The following is a 21,252-nucleotide window of genomic DNA, read 5'->3' on the forward strand; positions in this document are numbered from 1 at the left end:
AAATGTAAGGATTGAAAAAGTAAAATGTTATTTAAAACGCATCAAGTCCGAAGACAAAAATCTCCACTCAGGTGTAAGAAGTATGCCTTCTTTTGCAATATACCATGGTGAGATTAAATCGTTGCTTGGATTAGAAAGAATATGAATGTCTTGACTTGGATAATAACTTTGAGCCAAAATGAATATATTATTCCCATTTTTATCTTTCGCTAAATCAATTACCATTACAGCATGACTTTTTATATTTCCCTTTTGAAAAAATACATCGCCAATTTGAATCTCTTTGATAGAGATTGGTTTTAATAATTCAGCAATTGTATTTGAATTTGTATTTTCTAAATAATAGATCAAATATTGCATGTATTTCGTATGAGAATAATCTCCTTTTACATAGTCAGTGTAAGGAATTGGCTTTGTAGAAATTTTAGACAATTTATCTATTTCATTGTATTTTTTCGAACGGAAGAAATACTCTAAACGCAAACTCATCATCGCATTTGCATTAAACTGTACATTTTTTTTGGGTTGTTCTAAATCTAAAACTCCTACATATATATTTGGATTAGATTTTTTTTGACCATCAAAAGAATAAACAGCTGTATTATTGTTTTTGAGCGGAAGGTTATTTATCCATTTACCAAAATCTGTATAATTTTGATTCCTTTCATAATTTGGAGGTGTATCAAATCTCTTGAAAATCTTTAATTCACGTGTATGAACTAAACTACTTTCTTCATTTTCAAGCAATTCATTATTTGAAGATGATTTTAAAATCTGTGTGTTACAAGATGATAAAATGGTAAAAAACGATAGAGTTAAAAAAAATGTATTCTTAAAAATTTTCATTGAAATGTTGAAAAAAACGTGCTATTCTTTGGTTAAGAGTTGAATTTGATCTCTTAATTCGGCTGCTTTTATAAAATCTAAATTTTTTGCAGCATTTTCCATTTCTTTCTGCAATTTTTGTACCAATTTCTCTTTATCTTCTGTCGAATAATTTTCATTAATCTCTGCTGCTTGTTGAATCAAATGTTTTTGTTCGTAAGGATTTTCTTCAAAATCTGCTGCAGCTAAACTTAGTTTCGTTATTTTTTTGTTTAAAGCTTGCGGAACTTTATTGTGATCTTTGTTGTATTTCATTTGAATTTCACGACGACGATTTGTTTCATCAATCGTTAATTGCATACTATCTGTAATTCTATCTGCGTACATAATCGCCAAACCATTCACGTTACGAGCAGCACGACCAACCGTTTGCGTTAAAGAACGATGACTTCTTAAAAAACCTTCTTTATCAGCATCCAAAATTGCTACTAGAGAAACTTCAGGTAAATCTAAACCTTCTCTCAAAAGATTAACTCCAACCAAAACATCAAATAATCCAGCGCGTAAATCAGCCATAATCTGAACACGTTCTAATGTATCCACATCAGAATGAATATAACGACATCGAACGCCATATTTTGTCAAATATTTCGTTAACTCTTCCGCCATTCGTTTCGTTAAAGTAGTGACCAAAACACGTTCGTCTAACTCTACTCGTTTATTGATTTCTTCCATCAAATCATCGACTTGATTTTGTGTTGGACGAATTTCAATAATTGGATCTAATAATCCTGTTGGACGAATGACTTGCTCTACAACAACTCCTTCCGATTTTTCTAATTCATAATTCGCAGGTGTTGCTGAAACATAAATCACTTGATTTTGTAAAGCTTCAAATTCTTCGAATTTTAACGGACGATTGTCCATTGCAGCTGGAAGTCGGAAACCATATTCTACTAAATTCTCCTTGCGCGAGCGGTCTCCACCATACATTGCATGAACTTGAGAAACTGTAACGTGCGACTCATCAATCACCATCAAATAATCTTCTGGGAAATAATCTAACAAACAGAATGGACGAGTTCCTGGTTCGCGACCGTCTAAGTATCTCGAATAATTCTCGATTCCAGAACAATATCCCAATTCTTTGATCATTTCCAAATCGAATTCAGTACGTTCTTGCAAACGTTTTGCTTCGAGATGTTTTCCGATTTCATGATAATATTCAACTTGTTTACCCAAATCGATCTGAATATCAGCAATTGCACCATTTAAAGTGTCTTTAGAAGTAACAAAAAGATTGGCTGGATAAATATTAATTTTATCTAATTTAGTTGAAGTTTTACCTGTTTCTACATTGAAAACTGAGATTTCTTCGATTTCATCACCAAAGAAATTAATTCTGATTCCATCATCCGCATAAGCAGGGAAAATATCTAATGTATCTCCTTTAATTCTAAAATTTCCGCGTTGAAAAATACCTTCTGTTCTCGAATATAAAGCTTGGACTAATTTATGCAAAAAAGCTGTTCTCGAGATAATTTGCCCCGTTTCAATCTGAATCACATTTTTATGAAATTCTGTTGGATTTCCAATACCATATAAACACGAAACTGAAGCCACAACCAAAATATCGCGACGACCAGAAAGTAGGGAGGAAGTTGTACTTAAACGAAGCTTTTCAATTTCTTCATTAATTGATAAATCTTTCTCAATATAGGTTCCTGATGAAGGAATGTAAGCTTCTGGTTGATAATAATCATAGTAAGAAACGAAATATTCGACTGCATTATTCGGAAAAAATTCTTTGAATTCCATATACAACTGTGCCGCCAACGTTTTGTTATGTGCCAAAACTAAAGTTGGACGTTGCACATCTTGTACAACATTCGCGATTGTAAATGTTTTACCAGAACCTGTAACACCCAAAAGTGTTTGATAACGATCATTATTTAGAATACCATTTGATAATTCTTCAATAGCTTTTGGTTGATCACCAGTTGGCTTGAATTCAGAATTTAATTGAAACTGCATTCTACAAATTTACAAATTATTCAGATAAAAAAGGATTGTTATGAATTGTGATTTTACATAGAAGTTGATAAAAAATAAAAAGGCGACTTTAAGTCACCTTTTCATCAAAACCACAAAAAAATGAGAAAACTGTTTACTTAGTAAACAAACTTCCTTCCATTATTACAAGCTATTGCCCGCTATAACCATTGCAAATATATGTCGGTTTTCTGTGCGTGCACAATAATTTGTAATACTTTGTTTTATTGGTGTCGATAAAAGTTATTTATAATAGTGTTAAAACGTCTGATTACAACGTTTTCGTTGATTTGAATAAACTTTATAGTGTTAAGTTTACACTAGCGAATTTTCGCTAAATTCCATAATTTATCTAATTCGGAAATGGTTAAATCAGCTATGTTTTGACCATTTTCTTTCGCGATTTCTTCTAATTTCTGAAAACGTGTGATAAATTTTTTGTTCGATCTTTCTAAAGCATCTTCAGAATTGATGCCATTAAATCGTCCATAATTAATCAAAGAAAATAAAATGTCACCAAATTCCATCTCTTTATCTGTTGGATTTTGTTTTTCTTTGAATTCATTAATTTCCTCGATAATTTTATCAAAAACTTGATCAGAATTTTCAAATTCAAATCCAACACCTTTTACTTTGTCTTGAATTCGGTAAGCTTTTACCATTGCTGGGAGAGAAGTAGGAACGCCAGAAAGTACAGATTTGTTACCTTCTTTTAGTTTGATTTGTTCCCAATTTTGAAGCACCTTTTCTTCTGTATTTGCTTCTACATCGCCGTAAATATGTGGATGACGATGAATTAATTTGTCACAAATACCATTTAAAACATCAGCAACATCGAAGTTGTTTTGTTCTGATGCGATTTTAGAATAAAAAACTAGGTGAAGAAAAACATCACCTAGTTCTTTTTTTATTTCATCCGAATCTTTTTCGATGATGGCATCCGAAAGTTCATAAATTTCTTCGATAGATAACGTACGCAACGTTTCCATTGTTTGTTTACGATCCCACGGACATTTTTCACGTAATTCATCCATTATATCCAACAATCTTTCGAAAGCCTGTAATTGATCTTTACGTGTATTCATCTCTAATTATTCAGCGTCTTTATCTTTTTTTGCTGTTGTTTTTTTAGCAGCAGTTTTTTTAGCAGGTTTTTCTTCAGCGTCTTTTTTGTCAGCAGCCTTTTTAGCAGGAGCTTTCTTTTTTGGTTTTTCTTCCACAACAACTTCTTCTGTAGCTTCTACTTCAGCAACAGGAGCTTCTTGTGCTTGTTGAGCAGCCATTGCAGCTTCTACAGCAGCTAAGTCGATGTTTAATAATCCGTTTTTGTGTAAGATATTATACCATTGGAATAATTTTTTCAAATCAGAATCATAAACTCTTGAATCGTCATATTCTGGTAAAACTTCTTCCATATATTTACGCAATTCTGCACCAGAAGTTTTGTAATCGATCGTTTCTCCTCCGTTTTCTTTTTTGTAAATTCTGAAGAAAACTTCAGCCAAAGGAAATTCTTGTGATACTCCGTAAATAGCAACGTTGTCTAATAAACTAACATTGTAGTTAGAAGCGATTGAGATTTTTTTACCTTTTTCTAAATCTTCAACAACAAAACCACCTCTTGTTTGAGAAACTAAACGGTATAATCCTGGTTTTCCTGAAATTGCGATAACTCTTGATAAATCCATATTCTATTATGTTTAAGGGTCTATGAAGGGAATTTCATTTTGTAACTCGTGTTTACTTTCCCTTTTGTTATATTTTTTAATTTATTACTTATTAATTTCTTTTTAAAGCTCGAAATATAGTCAATAAAAAGCTTTCCTTCCAAATGATCGTATTCGTGTTGAATAACTCGAGCGCGAATATCCGAAAAAGTTTCGGTATGTTTCACCCAATTTTCATCAAAATATTCTAAAGTTACCGATTCTGGACGTGTTACATCTTCGTGAATGTGAGGAATACTCAAACATCCTTCTGTAAAAGCCCATTCATCACCTTCAGAACTACTGATTTTTTTTGGATTGATGAAAACTCGTTTGAAATCTTTTAATTCATCTTTTACATCATCATAATCTTCATCTTCTTCGAAAGGCGAGCAATCAACAACAAATAAACGTATATCTTTCCCGATCTGAGGCGCTGCGATACCAACTCCGTTAGAGTCATACATTGTATCGAACATATTTTGGATCAGTTCTTGTAAATTTTTATAATCTTGATCGATTTCTTGTGAAACTTTACGCAAGACAGGATCTCCGTAAGCTACAACTGGTAATACCATTTTCTGATCTTTTTTTATTAATTTAACGGCAAAGATACAATTTGTTATAGTTTATGTGATAAAAATGATTGTAAAATTATTACGGCACTCACTTTATCGACCATTCCTTTTTCTTGACGTTTTTTCTTTTTCATTCCTCCAGCAAACATTGCTTGAGAAGCCATTTTTGAGGTAAACATCTCATTTTCACGATGAATTTTAATCAACGGAAATTGTTCAGAAAATTTTTTCAAAAAAGGTTGAATTTGATTTTCAATCTCATTTAATTCTCCTGAAAAACGAACAGATAATCCAACTACAAGGTCAGAAACGTTTTCTTTCTCGATATATTGTTTCAAGAAATCCATCAATTTTGATGTATCAATTGTATCAACTGGCGAAGCTATAATTTGCAATTCATCGGTTACGGCAACGCCTGTTCTTTTTCCTCCGTAATCTAACGCTAATATTCGTGACATTTGGCAAATTTAAAAAAACGATTCAATAATAAATAATCTCTATGAAATCCCTTGATTATAATTTTTATATTTGTGGCTATTATTAATAAAGATGGAGAATTTAAAACAAATCATAGAAAAAGCTTGGGACAATAGAGAATTGTTACAAGAAGAGTCAACACAAATTGCAATTCGTGAAGTAATTGAGTTAATCGATAACGGACAATTACGTTGTGCAGAACCAGTTGGAGAAGATTGGCAAGTAAACGAATGGGTGAAAAAAGCAGTTGTAATGTATTTCCCAATTCAGAAAATGGAAACTTTAGAAGCAGGAATTTTTGAATACCATGATAAAATGGAATTGAAACGTAACTATGCTGAAAAAGGAATTCGTGTTGTTCCAAATGCTGTTGCCCGCTATGGTGCGTATATTTCTTCGGGAGTTATTTTAATGCCTTCTTATGTAAATATTGGTGCGTATGTGGACGAAGGAACAATGGTTGATACTTGGGCTACTGTAGGTTCTTGTGCACAAATTGGTAAAAATGTTCATTTATCTGGTGGTGTAGGAATCGGTGGAGTTTTAGAGCCATTGCAAGCTGCGCCAGTAATTATTGAAGATAATGCGTTTATCGGATCTCGTTGTATCGTTGTAGAAGGAGTTCGTGTAGGTAAAGAAGCGGTTTTAGGAGCAAATGTTGTGTTGACAGCATCTACTAAAATTATTGATGTAACAGGTGACGAACCAGTAGAAATTAAAGGTTATGTTCCTGCTCGTTCAGTTGTAATTCCAGGTTCTTATACAAAGAAATTTGCTGCAGGTGAATACCAAGTTCCATGTGCTTTGATCATCGGAACTCGTAAAGAGTCTACAGATAAAAAAACTTCATTAAACGATGCATTACGCGAGCATAATGTGGCGGTTTAAGTAGAATAAATTTTATAAAATATAATCCTCAGCAGTTTTGTTGAGGATTTTTTATTTTCGAATCAAACATATTTTAGTAGTTTTGCTTTATAACTATGTTTTATGAAAATTTTGATTATCCAACACAAGATGATAGGCGATGTTTTAATCACATCATTGTTGTGCGAAAATATCAAAAGAGCTTATCCAAATGCTATTGTTGATTATTTAATCAATAGTAATACTTTGCCTGTTTTAGAGAATAATCCATACATCGATCATAAAATTGTTTTCGATGAAAAAGAAAACAAAGGCTTGATGAATTTGATTAAATTCTCGAAAAAAGTTAATCAAAATAGATATGATATTGTAATTGATGCTTACTCAAAATTACAGAGTTGGGTAGATGTTTTTATCAATAATGCACCAAAAAAAATATCGTACAAAAAGATTGGAAGAACGTTTTTGTATACAGATAATGTAGAAAAACATGACGAACCAAATTCATATTTAGGTTTAGCAATCGAACATCGTTTGTCTTTATTGAAGCCTTTAGGAATTGAAATTCCTTTGGCAACAGAACCGAAATTGTATTTAACAGAAGAAGAAATAAACTTTGCGAAAGATTTATTTGAAAAACATCAAGTTGATTCTACTCGTAAATCAGTTATGATTAGTTTACTTGGTTCTGATCCTTCAAAAACTTATCCGTTGAATCAAATGGCAAAAATGGTTGATTTTATTGGTCAACATTATAATGTCAATATTTTATTCAATTATTTTCCGAAACAATTATCGCAAGCAAAAGAAGTATATAATCAATTATCTGATGAAACCAAATCGAAAGTTTATTTTGAATTGTTGGGTAATGATTTGCGCGAGTTTATTGCAATTGCAAACGAATGTGATGTGATTGTAGGAAATGATGGAGGAGCAATTAATATGTCCAAGGCTTTAGGGAAAAAATCGTTTATTATTTTTTCTCCTTGGATTGATAAAAAAGTTTGGGCAACTTTCGAAGATGGAATTCATCACACAAGTGTTCATTTAAAAGATTATTTTCCTGAAAAACTTGGAGATTTAAACAATCGTCAAATAAAAAAACAAGTTGATGAATTTTATTCAATCTTTGATTTCGATTTGTTTAAAGAAAAGTTAGAATATTTCTTATCACCATTAATAAAATAAAAACAGAAATTTTGAGTTTCTATTTATAAAATTAGATTACTATAGAGAATGTCTACTAAAATTTCTGCTCTACTAATTACACTTAACGAAGAAAAAAACATCAAAAGATTTCTTGATGAGGCTAGTTATGCAGATGAAATAATAATTGTAGATTCATATAGTACAGACAAAACGGAAGAAATTGCATTCCAAAATCCAAAAGTAAAGTTTGTAAAACGCAAGTTTGATAATTTCACAAATCAACGAAATTATACACTTTCTTTGGCAAAAAATGATTGGGTCACTTTTTTTGATGCAGATGAAGAACTTTCATCTGAATTAAAAGAAGAATTAATAAAGAAAGTAAATTCAAATTTACAGGATGTAGCTTTTATGGCTTATCATTCATTTTATTTTAAGAATAAGAAAATAGAATTTTCTGGTCAGCAAAATGTGAGAGCTGTTCGTCTTTTTAGAAAATCTAAATGTAGATATAAAGATGGTTTGATGGTTCATGAATTATTAGAATGTGATGGGGCAGTAGGTGATTTGGAACAAAAAGTGAAACATCATACGTTTATTGATGAAGAATATTATTTAGATAAACTTAATAGTTATTCTCGCTTACGAGCACAAGAACTTCGTCTCAAAAATTTGAAACCATCATTTTATCATTATACCATAAAGCCTGCTTATCGTTTTTTCAATTATTTTGTGGTGAGATTTGGTTTTTTAGATGGAAAAGATGGTTATACAATTGCAAAACTACATGCAATTTCTGTTGCAAATCGTTATAAATATTTGGACGAAATTTATAGAAAAGAAAATCAAAACTTAGGTTAAATAAAGAAGTTTGAGATTTTATTATACATTTGTCATACATTAAAAATAATACAATGAAAGCATATGTTTTTCCAGGACAAGGCGCTCAATTCTCTGGAATGGGTAAAGACTTGTACGAAAATTCTGAAATCGCAAAAGAATTATTTGACAAAGCAAACGAAATCTTAGGATTTGATATAAAATCAATTATGTTTGAAGGTTCTGCTGAAGACCTAAAACAAACAAAAGTTACGCAACCAGCAGTTTTTTTACATTCTGTTATTTTAGCGAAAATTTTACCAGATTTTAAACCAGAAATGGTTGCAGGACATTCTTTAGGAGAAATTTCTGCTTTAGTTGCAAATGGAACTTTAGACTTTGAATCTGGATTAAAATTAGTTTACAAACGTGCTTTAGCAATGCAAGCTGCATGTGAAGCTAATCCATCTACAATGGCTGCAATCTTAGGGTTAGAAGATAAAATTGTAGAAGATGCTTGTGCAGAAATTGATGGAGTTGTAGTGGCTGCAAATTACAATTGTCCAGGTCAGTTAGTGATTTCTGGAGAAATTGAAGCGGTTAATGTAGCATGCGAAAAACTGAAAGAGTTAGGTGCAAAACGAGCATTAGTTTTACCAGTAGGAGGAGCTTTTCACTCACCTTTAATGAAACCTGCTGAAGAAGAATTAGCACAAGCTATTGAAGAAACAACATTCAATACTCCAATTTGTCCAGTTTATCAAAATGTAAGCACAACAGCTGTTACAGATCCTGCTGAAATTAAGAAAAACTTGATTGCTCAATTAACTGCTCCAGTAAAATGGACGCAATCTGTTCAAAATATGATTGCTGATGGTGCGAGTGAATTTATTGAGGTTGGACCAGGAAATACTTTACAAGGTTTAGTGAAAAAAATAAACAGAGAGGTCTCAACTTCTTCGGCACAAATCTAAACGAAATGAAAACATACCGTTCCAATGGAAAATTATTCCTTATCGGGGAATATATTGTGATTGATGGGGCGAAAGCATTTGCATTGCCCACAAAATATGGGCAATGTTTGTTTGTGGAAAATTCATCAGAAATAGAAAATTTAATCACTTGGAAAGCAACTAAATTTGATAATTCTATTTGGTTTGAAACTAAAGTTAGATTGAATGATTTAGAAATAATTTCGTCTACAAATGATAAATTAAGTCAATCATTACAAAATATTTTAAAACAAGCTAAAATTTTAAATCCTGATTTTTTTGATTCTAATAACAGTTATCAATGTTTAACGAAGTTAGAATATCCGCAAGAATGGGGACTGGGAAGTAGTTCGACTTTGATTGATTTGATTAGTCAATGGATAGAAATAAATCCGTTTGAATTAAATCAATTAACCTTCAATACAAGTGGTTATGATATTGCATGTGCGCATCATCATCAGCCTATTTTGTTTTCGAATAATCCTATCGAAGTAGAAGATTTAGAATTGAATTGGAATTTTAAAGATCAACTTTATTTTGTTTATCTTAATCAAAAGCAAGATACGCAAGCCGTTGTGGGAAATCATTACAAAAACAAACCAAAAGATTGGAAAATGATTCAGGATCTTTCTGATTTGGTTGTAAAAGCAACTAAAGTTGAGAATTTAACTGATTTAGAATCTATTTTGGATGAATATCAAGCTAGATTAGGTGATTTTATGCAAATTCCACAAGTTAAAGAATTGTATTTTCCTGATTATTTAGGAACTGTAAAAAGTCTTGGAGCTTGGGGCGGAGATTTTGTCTTAGTGACGTATAGAGAAGGAATGAACGATTATTTTAAAGAAAAAGGATATGAGATTATTATTCCGTTTTCTGAAATGATAAAATAACAAAAAAGCAGATTTGATTTCAAATCTGCTTTTTTGTTATTATTTTTTACCAATCATGGCTTTTAATTTCTTTTTTCGAGCTTGTTTTGTCTGAAATTTATGTTGGAATTCTTGCGTTTTATTCCACATAGCTTCAATAACTTCCTGTTCTGGTTTATTAATAAGTTTCGCATATTCTTTTCCCATAATTTCAATCATTTCTTTTTGAGGAGTTAGACGAGAAAAATTTTTAATTCGAATATCAAAACTCATTGAATTGTGAAAATTCATGCGATTTAAATCAACCAAATAAAATTCGTACTGATTTTCTCCAATTTGCTTGATTAAAGTATTTCCAGGAGAATGATCCAAAAATTCAATTCCAGCTTCATGCAAATCAAATGTGAATTTTGTAAATTGTTTCAAGATTTCATTTCGATTTTCCCAAATCGGAATTTCAACTAATTCACGATATGTTAGATCAGCTTCAACTAGTTCACAAAAATAATAGCTATCTCTAAAATTAACAGCAGTTTTGTTTTCGACAAAAGCAATAGGATAAGGCGTTAGAAAACCTAATCTAATCAATTCCTTTGCATATTCATAAGAGCGTTCAGCTTTTGATTTTCTAAAAAATCTATAAACAAATTTGTTAACAACATTAGGAATTTTGAATGATTTAATCGTAGCAATTTTACCCGACTCTAATTTCTTTTTTTTGATAGAGTTTCTCGTACCTTTTGCAATATAATCATCAATCAAATCAAAATTGTCAATAATAGATTTGATTTCATTTTTTGTAGTAGGAAATTGTTGGTTTACGACAATTTTTTGTGTCATTTTCTTGAATTCTTAATATTTAATATAGATTTTCTATATTTCATTTTAATCTGTCAAAGATATGTTTATTTTTGTGGAGAAAGCCTAACTATTTCTAAAAACAGATATGAGAATTTTAAATGTTACTTCTATTGAAGATTGGAGAGGAGGAGATGCTCAAATGTATACTATATATAATCTACTAAAAAAATATGATGAAATAGAACAATTTATATTATGTCCAGATACATCAATATTGTCTCAAAAATGTGAAGCTGATAAAGCGAGTTATTTTACTTATAATAAAAAAAGTAAAATTAAAAGTCTTATAAAACCAATACAACAAATTGTAAAGAATCAAAACATAGATGTTTTACATGTTCATGATTCAAGTGCATTATCTGCATCAATTTTAGCTAAAATTCTTAGTTGTAGGGATGTTAGGATTATCTATAGCCGTAAGAGAAATAATAGAATAAAGAACAATTTTTTTAGTAAACTAAAATATGATAATAAATATGTAGAAGAAATTGTTTGCGTTTCTAAAGCTGTAGAACAAATATATCATGATGTTAATGTAAGTCCTAATAAACTAGTTACAATTTATGATGCTATTGATGTTCAGAAGTTTTCAAATCAAATTTCAAAAAATATTATTCATAAAGAGTTGAATCTTTCTAATGAAACTAAGATTGTCGGAAATATTTGTTCTTTAACGAAACAGAAAGATGTAAAGACATTTATTGATTCTGCAAAGGTAATTATTGAAAATTATAACGAAGAAATTGCATTTGTAATAATTGGTGATGGAGTTTTAAAAGATGATTTGAAAGAGTATTCAGAATTAAAAGGATTAAATGACAAAGTCTATTTTTTAGGATTTAGAGATAATGTTGATGAATTATTACCAGAATTAGATGTTTTGTTAATAACTTCATTAACAGAGGGTTTACCATTGTCTATTTATGAAGCTTTCGCAAGTAGAGTACCTATTGTATCAACAAAAGCTGGTGGGATTTCCGAAGTTGTTAAAAATAATGAGACAGGTTTTGTATCTGAAATTAAAGATGTAGATGATTTAGCTAAAAAAGTAATATTAATCTTATTAAATGATGAGTTAAGGAATAATATTATTGAAAATGCATATCAATTAGTATCTACAAAGTTTGATTTAAAAAATTTAGAAGAAAATTATTTAAATTATTATAAAACTTTAAATCAATAATATTCTCATTTCAACTTTCCTACAATACCTTTGCACTCAAATTTATAAAACAAATAAAATGTCAGATATAAACGAAATTGTAGCCAAACTAAAACAAGGAGAAACAATGCTTTATCCAACAGATACAATTCTTGGATTGGGTTGTGATGCGAAGAATGAGGCTGCAATCGAAAAAATTTATCAGATAAAAAATCGCCCTTCATCAAAATCGTTGATTATTTTAGTTGACTCACCACGCATGTTACAAAATATTGTTGAGGTGCCAGAATTAGCTTGGGATTTGATTGATTTGAATGAAAAACCTCTTACAATTATTTACGATAATCCAAAAGGTTTACCACAATCGTTAGTTGCAGAAGACAATACAATTGCTATTCGATTAACAGACGATTTGTTTTGTAAGAAAATCATAGGGAAATTAGGTGGACCAATTGTGTCTACATCGGCTAATTTATCAGGAGAATCTTCTCCAAAAGTGTTTTCGGAAGTTAATCCTACTATTTTAGAGCGTGTTGACTTTTATCCAGATGAAACAAAAACCTTTGTGCCTCAGTTTACTGCATCAACGATAATTAAATTAGGTCTAGATAACGAAGTAAAAGTTATTAGAGAGTAGTTTTTTATTTCAAAACATATACTTTTGCAGAATGAAAATCTTAGAAGCCGTATCAAATCCAATTTTTAATAATGTAGCAGAAGTTGCTGATGAAATTAATCAAGAAACTTATGTAGTTGGTGGATTTGTACGCGATTATTTATTGAATCGTGGTCAGAAAAAAGACATCGATTTTGTAACAGTAGGAAATGGAATTTTATTGGCTAAAGAATTAGCTAATAAATTAGGAAATACATCACAAGTTTCAGTTTTTAAACGTTTTGGAACAGCAATGTTCAAGTATAAAGACACAGATTTGGAATTTGTAGGTGCACGAAAAGAAAGTTATTCAGAAGATAGTCGAAAACCACATGTAGAAGACGGAACGTTGGAAGATGACCAAAAACGTCGTGATTTTACAATCAATACATTGGCAATTTCGATGAATAAAGAGAATTTTGGTGAATTAATTGATCCTTTCAATGGAGTTGAAGATTTGAATAATAAAATCATCAAAACTCCTTTAGAGCCGAATGTTACCTATTCTGATGATCCTTTACGCATGATGCGTGCGATTCGTTTTGCAGCTCAATTGGAGTTTGAAATAGAAAAAAAATCTTTTCAGGCAATAATTGATAATGCTGAACGTATTAATATCGTATCTTTTGAACGCGTAATGGATGAGTTTCAAAAAATTATGATGACGGATAAACCTTCGGTCGGATTATTGTTATTGGAACAATCAGGATTAATGCAACATATTTTACCAGAATTGGTTGCATTAAAAGGAATTGAAGAGGTTGAAGGTCAAAAACATAAAGATAATTTTTATCATACATTAGAAGTCGTTGATAATATTTCTGTCAACACAGATAATGTTTGGTTGCGTTGGGCGGCGTTGTTGCACGATATTGGAAAAGCGGTTACTAAACGTTTTGATAAAAATGTAGGTTGGACATTTCATTCGCATGAATTTGTTGGATCAAAAATGGTATTAAAATTGTTCAGACGATTAAAATTACCATTAGGACCGCAAGTAAAATATGTTCAGAAGTTAGTCATGATGAGTTCTCGACCAATTGCTGTTGTAACAGACGATGCTACAGATTCGGCATTACGTAGATTATTGTTTGATGCTGGAGAAGATTTCGACGATTTAATTACGCTTTGCAAAGCTGATATTACAACAAAAAATGAACGTAAACAAAAACGTTTCAAACAAAATTTTGAAGTTGTAGAACAAAAAATAAAAGATGTTGAAGAACGTGATAAAGTACGTAATTTTCAACCACCAATTACAGGTGAACAAATAATGAAAATATTTGATATTCAGCCAGGAAAAGAGATTGGAATCTTAAAAAATGCCATCAAAGAAGCAATTTTAGAAGGCGAAGTAGAAAATAATTATAATTCTGCATTAGAATTTGTAATTAATATGGGAAAAGATTTAAATTTGGAACCGAAAAATATTTAGAAAGTGATATATAAAATTCGTGTATTCCTTGATGCAAAAGAGGATGTTTTTAGAGACATAGAAATTAAAGAGAAGCAAACATTATTCACATTGTACAAAGGTATTATTAGTGCTTTTAGTTTACAAGGTGAGGAGTTGGCATCGTTCTATGAAGTAGATGAAGATGGAAACCAAACAAAAGAAATTCCTTTAGAGGATATGTCTGATGATGGAACTGATGAAACAATGGCTGATTTTTATATCAAAGAAGCTTTTGCTAATCAAGGAGATCGTATGGCTTTTGTATATGATTTTATGGAAATGTGGACATTTGTGGCTGAATTAATTTCTGTAGAAGATAAACCAGCTGTTCTTAATTATCCATTAACGGTTTACCGTTTCGGTTCAATGCCTCTTAAAGCGCCTAAAAAAGACATGATGGTTGATTTAGACGATGAAGAAGATATTGATTTTGCAGAAGATGCTGAATTAAATGATTTACAAATCGACGAAGATTTAGACGTAGACGATTTATAAAAACTACAACTAATCAACTTATATATCAAAAAATCTGAATGGCAACATTCAGATTTTTTTTGTGCTATATATAAACCATTTGATAATTTTTTTACTTCCTCAACCAACCATTTTTCCGTAACTTGCATCTACTGATAAAAGAAAGAATCTATGAAACAGCTACTGTTTTTATTATTAATTTTAACCAATTCGATGCTTATGGCTCAATCCCCAACGATTGATCAAAAGTGGAAGGAAATTGACCAACAAATGCAAAATGGTCAATTCAAATCTATCCAACCAAAAATTGATGAACTTAAAACGTTATCAAAAAAGCAAAATAATCAACAAAGTTATCTGAAAGCTTTGTTTTATGAAGCAAAAATAAAAGTCGCAACTTCTGATGAAACAGATGATGTAAACTTCGTTTTTGATTTGTTTAAAAAGGATTTAGATGAAAAATCAATTGTAAATAATGCGATTGTTTATTCATATTTAGCTGAGTTATATCAATTGTATTACAACGAAAATCGTTGGAAAATCAATAGTCGTACAAATGTCGAAAATCAAGCTACAAATGATGTGAGATTTTGGACAGAAGATACTTTTAAGAAAACAATTAATGATTATTTTTCGAAATCAATTCAACCAAAAAATGAATTAATAAATGCAAAATCTCAAGATTATAAAATGATTTTGAATATTGCAAATGATAAGAAAAATGCGCAACAACAATTTGATTTAACGCCAACATTGTATGATGTTTTAGCAAGAAATTATATCAATTATCTGAATGAGAATGATGAAAAAGATAAAGCAAATCAATTGCTTTCTGATTTAGTTGAGATTAATAAACAAAAAAATAACGAAAATGCTGTTTTGTACAATGAATTGATTTTAATTGATTCAAACCGAGGTTCGACTTCGGTTCAAGAAATTATTAAACAAAAAGAATTTTTAGCAACAAAATATCCAAAAGCATGGTATTCGTCTTATGTGTATGCAACTTTAGCGACAGATTATTATGGTTTGCAAGAAGATAAATTGGCGAACGTAAATAAGATTTTTGAACTACAACAAAAAGTTGCGAAGCTTTATCCAAATTCGGAGGAATTAGAGAATATAAATAATTTAGTTTCGAAGATAAAATCGCAAGAATTAAGTGTACAAGCAGAGCGATATATTAACGAAAATCAGAATACACCAATTCAATTAACGCATAAAAATTTGTCGCAAGTTTTTGTGAGAATTTTCGCTTATAATGAAGGTTTTGATGGAAAAGATAAAATACAAGCGTTAAATGTTTACAACGAAAATAGAATTGCAGAAGCGCAAAAATTTCTGAATAGTTTAAAGGTTGTTGATCAATATGCAATTGATGTTAAATCGTTTGAAGATTATCAAAATCATTCGACAATTGTTAAATTAAATCCACTAAAATCTGGTCGTTATATTGTCCTTTTTTCGAATAATTCTGAATTCAGAATCAACACAAAAGACGATATTGATTATTTAGATGTAATGGTTTCGAAATATGCGATAAATTCTTTAAATGATAAATTGTCGGTTGTGAATCGTGAAACTGGAAAACCAGAAAGTAATGTTGCGGTTGAGTTTTCTAATTTGACAAATTATAATAAAAAGGAAACAAAAACTTTAACATCGGATAAAGATGGAATAATAACAATTCCTTCGGGCTGGAGAAATCTTCAATATCGTGTGAAAGACGAACATACTATTTATTCAACGTATTACTACGATTATAATCGTGATGATGAAGATGATGATTCTTCTGTCAAGATTTTCACAGATCGTGCGATTTATCGTCCTGGACAATCGGTTTATTTCAAAGGAATTTATTATTCATCGAAAGATAAAACTCGAAATGTCATTCCAAATTCTAAATTGACGATTGCTTTATATGATGTTAACAATAAAGAGCTTTCTAAAATAGATTTAACAACTAATGAATTTGGATCTGTAAATGGAAGTTTTATTTTGCCAAGTTCTGCTTTAACAGGTAACTTTTCGATCAGAGCTATTAATGAAGACGGTTATTATTCATTCAAAGTGGAAGAATATAAACGTCCAAAATTCAAAGTAGAAATCGAGAAAAATAAAGGTGTTTATAGTTTAAACGATAAGGTAAAAGTAGAAGGAAAGGCAATTGCTTTTTCTGGTGCCAATATCGATAATGCAAAAGTTTCGTATCGTGTTTATCGTCAAGAAATTTTTACATTTTGGCCTTGGTATCGCTCAATTCCAGCAGGTCGTGGCGAACGAGAAGAAATTACGTTTGGAGATACAACAACAGATGCGGAAGGAAAATTTAACTTTGAATTTGTAGCAAAACCAGCTTCGGAGAAAAAGAAAGATGAGGTAAGAACCTACAATTATTTTATTGAAGTAAATGCAACGGATATCAATGGAGAAACGCAATCAGAATCTTCTTCCGTAAAAGTTGGAGACACAAGAATATCGTTAAATATTGCTATTTCTGAGAAAACTAAAGTAGATGATTTAAAATCTTTCAAAATTGAAGTGAAAAACTTGAATGATGAAAAATTAGACGGTAAAGGAAACTTCGAGATTTATTCGTTAAATGCACCAAAAGAAATAGTTCGTCGTCAAAAATTTACAACAGATTACAATTTTTATTTGAAAGAAGAATTCAAAAAAATCTTTCCGAATGAACCTTATGGTGACGAAATGAATCCAAAAACGTGGACAACGAATCAAAAGGTTTTTGAAAGTGATTTTGATACAAAAATTTCTGATGAAATTAAATTTAATCAAGCTTCAAATTTAGAAGAAGGTTATTATGTTGTAAAAGGTTTTGTGTTAGATGGAACGCAAAAAGTTGAGGTAGATAAATTGATTTATGTTTCGAATGAAAAGAAAGCAAATGAAATCAAAACATTTTTAGCAGTTTCGCCTAATAAATCGACTTTCGAACCAAAAGATGTTGCAAAAATTGAGTTCAAATCGGGTTCTAAAAATACATTTGTGTATTATGAAGTAGAGGCGAATCAAACAATTATTGAGAAAGGTTTTTTGGATTTGAGTAAAAAATCTGTAGTCGAAATTCCAATTAAAGAAGAATATCGCGGTGGAATTTATGTGAATTATGCCATGACAAAATTCAATGATGTGCAAACAGGAAGTCTTAATTTGGCAGTTCCGTTTACCAATAAACAACTGAAAGTTTCGGCTGAAGTTTTACGTGATAAATTGACTCCAGGCGCAAAAGAAAAATGGCAACTAAAAATTGAAGGTCCAAACAAAGATAAAGTTTCGGCTGAGGTTTTAGCAAGTATGTATGATGCTTCTTTGGATCAGTTTGCATCAAATTCGTTAGATTTTAATGTGTATGATTTTATAAATCCAAGAAAAAATAATCCATTTAATCTATATCAATTTTATATAACAAATCAATCTCGACCAATTTATTACCGTACGAATTATGATTTTTATGCGAGAGGATATGCAGGTTTAGATTTTAATTTATTTGATTTTGAATTTAACCAATATCGAATGAATAATAGAATGAAGAAATCGGTTGTAGCACCAATTTCAACAAGTCAGACAGGAGGGGGAGAAGTTGTAATGAAGGATATGGCTTTACCAGAAGCATCAGTAGATTTTTTATTACAAGGAAAAGTTTCAGGGCTTTCAGGTAATCCAGGTTCTGCAGATTCAATTACAATTCGTGGAGCAGGTTCTTTAGAAGGAAACGAAAACGCACTTTACGTTGTAGATGGAGTTGTGTATGATAAAGCACCAAATTTCAATCCCAATGATATTCAATCCGTAAATGTGTTGAAAGGTGAACAGGCGACAGCTTTGTATGGCGCAAGAGGAACAAATGGAGTAGTGGTGATTACTACGAAAAAAGGAGCAAATACAGCTTTAGACAACGTAAAAGCACGTACAAATCTAAATGAAACAGCCTTCTTTTATCCAAACTTAAAAACAGATGCAAAAGGAAATATTATTATAGAATTTACTACGCCAGAAAGTTTAACAGAATGGAAATTTATGGCAATTGCACATACACCAGATCTTAAAACAGGTTATTTGGAGCAAAATGTTCGCACGCAAAAAGACTTGATGGTTGTGCCAAATATGCCACGTTTCTTACGTGAAGGCGATCAAATTTCGGTTTCGTCTAAGATTAATAATTTATCAGATAAGGTATTAAACGGTTCTGCGAAATTGATGTTGTTTGATGCGTTTACCAATCAACCAATTGATGCGCAATTTAAGTTGACAAATGCAGTTCAGAATTTCTCTGTTGCAAGAGGAAATTCAGACCAAGTGACATGGACAATTGATGTTCCGAAAAATGTACAAGCAGTTGTTTATCGTGTAGTAGCTTCGGCTGGAGATTTCTCTGATGGAGAAGAATCGGCTTTACCAATTTTGACAAATCGTATGATGGTGACAGAAACGTTGCCGATTTACGTGAAAGTAGGTCAAAAGAAATCGTTCCAATTCGAAAATATGATCAACAATAAATCGACTTCTTTGGATAATTTCAAATTAACGTTTGAGATGACAACGAATCCAATTTGGTATGCGATTTTCTCGTTGCCTTATTTGCGTGAATATCCTTACGAATACGCTGAGCAAGTGTTCTCGCGTTTATATGGGAATATGATTTCGGAGAAAGTTATTAATTCGAATCCAAAAATTAAAGCTGTTTTTGATGATTGGAACAAAAAAGGTGAATTGAAATCAAAATTACAGTTGAACCAAGAATTGAAAAATATCATTTTAGAAGAAACGCCTTGGGTGAAAAATGCGGAAAGCGAAGAAGAGCAAATGAAACAAATTGCGGTTTTATTCCAATTGAATCAAATGCAAACGGAAATGAAATCAGCTTTCCAAAAATTATCAGATAAACAGCAATCAAACGGTGGTTTTGCTTGGTTTGATGGAGGTCGTCCAAACGAATATATTACAACGCATATCGTTTCTGGTTTCGGAAATATGAAGAAAATGGACGTTAATTTCAAAGCGTTTGAAATTGATGTAAATCCATTGATCAAAAAAGCAATTCAGTATATTGATAACGAGAATTTAAAACGTTTCAAAGAATTCAAGAAAGATCAAAAATCATTCAAGAATATCGTTTATTCAGATGGTTTACATTATTTATATGCGCGTTCGTTTTTCTTAGAAGATTATCCAATGTCGAAAGAGTTGGAAGAAATGAAAACGGCAATGTTAAAGAATTTGAACGATACAAAACTGGATTTATCGTTGCAACAAAAAGCAATGGCTGCAATTGTGATGAATCGTTTCCAAATGCAATCTATGGCTAAAATTGTCGTAAATTCTATCAAAGAAAAAGCAGTAGAATCAGACGAAATGGGTATGTATTGGAAAGAAAATCAACCGGGTTGGTTTTGGTATCAAGCGCCTGTTGAAACACAATCGTTGTTAATCGAAGCGTTTGACGAGGTAACAAAAGATGAAAAATCGGTAGAAGAAATGAAAGTTTGGTTATTGAAAAATCGTCAAACAAATCAGTGGAATTCAACAAAAGCAACGACTAAAGCGGTTTATGCTTTAATGAATTTTGGGAAATCTTGGATAGATGCTGATAAAGGAATTGAAGTGAAGGTTGGAAACCAGAAATTTGATTTAGATAAAAATTTGCAAGCTGGTTCGGGTTATGTAAAAACTTCTTGGAACAAAGAAGAAATCAAACCAGATATGGGTAAAGTTGAAGTTTCAAAAACTTCTCCTGGTGTTGCTTGGGGAGCGATGTATTGGCAATATTTTGAAGATTTAGATAAAATAAAATCAGCCGAAACTGGAATCAAATTCAATAAGAAATTGTTTGTTAAATCGAATTCTGCAAATGGTCCAATTCTGAAAGAAATTACAACGTCAACACCGATAAAAGTTGGTGATATTGTAACTGTTCGATTAGAGATTTCTGTTGATCGCAACATGCAGTTTGTACACATCAAAGATATGCGTGCAAGTGGTTTCGAACCTGTGAATGTACTTTCTGGTTATAAATGGAAGGGCGAATTTGGATATTACGAAAGCACAAGAGATGCTGCAACTAATTTCTTTTCGGATTACATGAGAAAAGGAACATATGTTTTCGAATATGATTTGAAAGCGAATAATGCAGGTAATTTCTCGAACGGAATTACATCGATGCAAAATATGTATGCACCAGAATTGAGTGCGCAAAGTGAAGGAATTCGTGTTGAAATTAAATAGATTTTAACTTGTAAGTTTAATAATAAAGGCAAGATTTTTAATCTTGCCTTTATTTTGGTTAAAA

17 protein-coding genes are annotated in these 21,252 nt (G+C 31.0%); 10 read left to right on the top strand and 7 right to left on the bottom strand.

Features of this window, described 5'->3' with window-relative positions:
• Nucleotides 1–27: 27 nt before the first annotated feature.
• From ACTS9J_RS06645 to ruvX, 6 genes are all read right to left on the bottom strand, one after another.
• Entirely contained in the window at nucleotides 28–846 is an 819-nt protein-coding gene (locus ACTS9J_RS06645) for a DUF4846 domain-containing protein (RefSeq protein WP_286496128.1), read from the bottom strand.
• A gap of 21 nt (nucleotides 847–867) precedes the next feature.
• On the bottom strand, nucleotides 868–2,859 hold the full coding sequence (gene uvrB / locus ACTS9J_RS06650) for an excinuclease ABC subunit UvrB (protein ID WP_286496129.1): 1,992 nt from the start codon (nucleotides 2,857–2,859) through the stop codon (nucleotides 868–870).
• Between the two features lie 338 nt (nucleotides 2,860–3,197).
• Complete coding sequence (mazG, locus tag ACTS9J_RS06655; RefSeq protein WP_416410803.1) at nucleotides 3,198–3,962, bottom strand: nucleoside triphosphate pyrophosphohydrolase; 765 nt, start codon at nucleotides 3,960–3,962, stop codon at nucleotides 3,198–3,200.
• A 6-nt stretch (nucleotides 3,963–3,968) separates the two neighbouring features.
• A complete protein-coding gene (locus ACTS9J_RS06660; protein ID WP_038333500.1) occupies nucleotides 3,969–4,565 on the bottom strand; it encodes a DUF5606 family protein in 597 nt (198 codons plus the stop codon).
• 20 nt (nucleotides 4,566–4,585) lie between these two features.
• Nucleotides 4,586–5,161 carry a peptide deformylase gene (def, locus tag ACTS9J_RS06665; protein ID WP_114999818.1) on the bottom strand — a complete coding sequence of 192 codons (576 nt, stop codon included), beginning with the start codon at nucleotides 5,159–5,161 and terminating at the stop codon, nucleotides 4,586–4,588.
• Nucleotides 5,162–5,205: 44 nt separating this feature from the next.
• On the bottom strand, nucleotides 5,206–5,619 hold the full coding sequence (gene ruvX, locus ACTS9J_RS06670) for a Holliday junction resolvase RuvX (protein ID WP_038333513.1): 414 nt from the start codon (nucleotides 5,617–5,619) through the stop codon (nucleotides 5,206–5,208).
• 91 nt (nucleotides 5,620–5,710) lie between these two features.
• Between ruvX and ACTS9J_RS06675 the strand changes: the two genes are divergently transcribed.
• The 5 genes from ACTS9J_RS06675 to ACTS9J_RS06695 all read left to right on the top strand — a co-directional run bounded on the left by ACTS9J_RS06675 (nucleotide 5,711) and on the right by ACTS9J_RS06695 (nucleotide 10,358).
• Nucleotides 5,711–6,526, top strand: coding sequence for a 2,3,4,5-tetrahydropyridine-2,6-dicarboxylate N-succinyltransferase (locus ACTS9J_RS06675; RefSeq protein ID WP_125350148.1), 816 nt, complete (start codon nucleotides 5,711–5,713; stop codon nucleotides 6,524–6,526).
• A 102-nt stretch (nucleotides 6,527–6,628) separates the two neighbouring features.
• Complete coding sequence (locus ACTS9J_RS06680; protein ID WP_286496130.1) at nucleotides 6,629–7,693, top strand: glycosyltransferase family 9 protein; 1,065 nt, start codon at nucleotides 6,629–6,631, stop codon at nucleotides 7,691–7,693.
• Between the two features lie 48 nt (nucleotides 7,694–7,741).
• Nucleotides 7,742–8,515: a glycosyltransferase family 2 protein gene (locus tag ACTS9J_RS06685; protein WP_286496131.1), complete on the top strand. Its 774-nt coding sequence runs from the start codon at nucleotides 7,742–7,744 to the stop codon at nucleotides 8,513–8,515.
• 53 nt (nucleotides 8,516–8,568) lie between these two features.
• Nucleotides 8,569–9,447, top strand: a complete 879-nt coding sequence (gene fabD / locus ACTS9J_RS06690; protein ID WP_114999826.1) for an ACP S-malonyltransferase — start codon at nucleotides 8,569–8,571, stop codon at nucleotides 9,445–9,447.
• A 5-nt stretch (nucleotides 9,448–9,452) separates the two neighbouring features.
• Nucleotides 9,453–10,358: a GYDIA family GHMP kinase gene (locus ACTS9J_RS06695; RefSeq protein ID WP_448353058.1), complete on the top strand. Its 906-nt coding sequence runs from the start codon at nucleotides 9,453–9,455 to the stop codon at nucleotides 10,356–10,358.
• Between the two features lie 39 nt (nucleotides 10,359–10,397).
• On the opposite strand, the gene ACTS9J_RS06700 is transcribed toward ACTS9J_RS06695, so the two are convergent.
• On the bottom strand, nucleotides 10,398–11,177 hold the full coding sequence (locus ACTS9J_RS06700) for a lipopolysaccharide kinase InaA family protein (protein WP_114999830.1): 780 nt from the start codon (nucleotides 11,175–11,177) through the stop codon (nucleotides 10,398–10,400).
• A 106-nt stretch (nucleotides 11,178–11,283) separates the two neighbouring features.
• On the opposite strand from ACTS9J_RS06700, the gene ACTS9J_RS06705 reads away from it, so the two are divergent.
• From ACTS9J_RS06705 to ACTS9J_RS06725, 5 genes are all read left to right on the top strand, one after another.
• Nucleotides 11,284–12,381, top strand: coding sequence for a glycosyltransferase family 4 protein (locus ACTS9J_RS06705; protein ID WP_219034734.1), 1,098 nt, complete (start codon nucleotides 11,284–11,286; stop codon nucleotides 12,379–12,381).
• Nucleotides 12,382–12,439: 58 nt separating this feature from the next.
• Entirely contained in the window at nucleotides 12,440–12,997 is a 558-nt protein-coding gene (locus tag ACTS9J_RS06710; RefSeq protein ID WP_448353059.1) for an L-threonylcarbamoyladenylate synthase, read from the top strand.
• Between the two features lie 31 nt (nucleotides 12,998–13,028).
• On the top strand, nucleotides 13,029–14,450 hold the full coding sequence (locus tag ACTS9J_RS06715; RefSeq protein WP_448353060.1) for a CCA tRNA nucleotidyltransferase: 1,422 nt from the start codon (nucleotides 13,029–13,031) through the stop codon (nucleotides 14,448–14,450).
• Nucleotides 14,451–14,453: 3 nt separating this feature from the next.
• Nucleotides 14,454–14,966, top strand: a complete 513-nt coding sequence (locus ACTS9J_RS06720) for an IS1096 element passenger TnpR family protein (RefSeq protein WP_038333549.1) — start codon at nucleotides 14,454–14,456, stop codon at nucleotides 14,964–14,966.
• A 150-nt stretch (nucleotides 14,967–15,116) separates the two neighbouring features.
• Nucleotides 15,117–21,188 carry an alpha-2-macroglobulin family protein gene (locus ACTS9J_RS06725; RefSeq protein ID WP_448353061.1) on the top strand — a complete coding sequence of 2,024 codons (6,072 nt, stop codon included), beginning with the start codon at nucleotides 15,117–15,119 and terminating at the stop codon, nucleotides 21,186–21,188.
• Nucleotides 21,189–21,252 lie beyond the last annotated feature (64 nt).

The organism is Empedobacter sp. ULE_I140, from assembly GCF_053482575.1.

Coding starts and splice junctions, on each gene's coding strand:
- ACTS9J_RS06645 (WP_286496128.1), bottom strand. CDS start 846: ATGAAAATTTTTAAGAATACATTTTTTTTAACTCTATCGTTTTTTACC.
- uvrB (WP_286496129.1), bottom strand. CDS start 2,859: ATGCAGTTTCAATTAAATTCTGAATTCAAGCCAACTGGTGATCAACCA.
- mazG (WP_416410803.1), bottom strand. CDS start 3,962: ATGAATACACGTAAAGATCAATTACAGGCTTTCGAAAGATTGTTGGAT.
- ACTS9J_RS06660 (WP_038333500.1), bottom strand. CDS start 4,565: ATGGATTTATCAAGAGTTATCGCAATTTCAGGAAAACCAGGATTATAC.
- def (WP_114999818.1), bottom strand. CDS start 5,161: ATGGTATTACCAGTTGTAGCTTACGGAGATCCTGTCTTGCGTAAAGTT.
- ruvX (WP_038333513.1), bottom strand. CDS start 5,619: ATGTCACGAATATTAGCGTTAGATTACGGAGGAAAAAGAACAGGCGTT.
- ACTS9J_RS06675 (WP_125350148.1), top strand. CDS start 5,711: ATGGAGAATTTAAAACAAATCATAGAAAAAGCTTGGGACAATAGAGAA.
- ACTS9J_RS06680 (WP_286496130.1), top strand. CDS start 6,629: ATGAAAATTTTGATTATCCAACACAAGATGATAGGCGATGTTTTAATC.
- ACTS9J_RS06685 (WP_286496131.1), top strand. CDS start 7,742: ATGTCTACTAAAATTTCTGCTCTACTAATTACACTTAACGAAGAAAAA.
- fabD (WP_114999826.1), top strand. CDS start 8,569: ATGAAAGCATATGTTTTTCCAGGACAAGGCGCTCAATTCTCTGGAATG.
- ACTS9J_RS06695 (WP_448353058.1), top strand. CDS start 9,453: ATGAAAACATACCGTTCCAATGGAAAATTATTCCTTATCGGGGAATAT.
- ACTS9J_RS06700 (WP_114999830.1), bottom strand. CDS start 11,177: ATGACACAAAAAATTGTCGTAAACCAACAATTTCCTACTACAAAAAAT.
- ACTS9J_RS06705 (WP_219034734.1), top strand. CDS start 11,284: ATGAGAATTTTAAATGTTACTTCTATTGAAGATTGGAGAGGAGGAGAT.
- ACTS9J_RS06710 (WP_448353059.1), top strand. CDS start 12,440: ATGTCAGATATAAACGAAATTGTAGCCAAACTAAAACAAGGAGAAACA.
- ACTS9J_RS06715 (WP_448353060.1), top strand. CDS start 13,029: ATGAAAATCTTAGAAGCCGTATCAAATCCAATTTTTAATAATGTAGCA.
- ACTS9J_RS06725 (WP_448353061.1), top strand. CDS start 15,117: ATGAAACAGCTACTGTTTTTATTATTAATTTTAACCAATTCGATGCTT.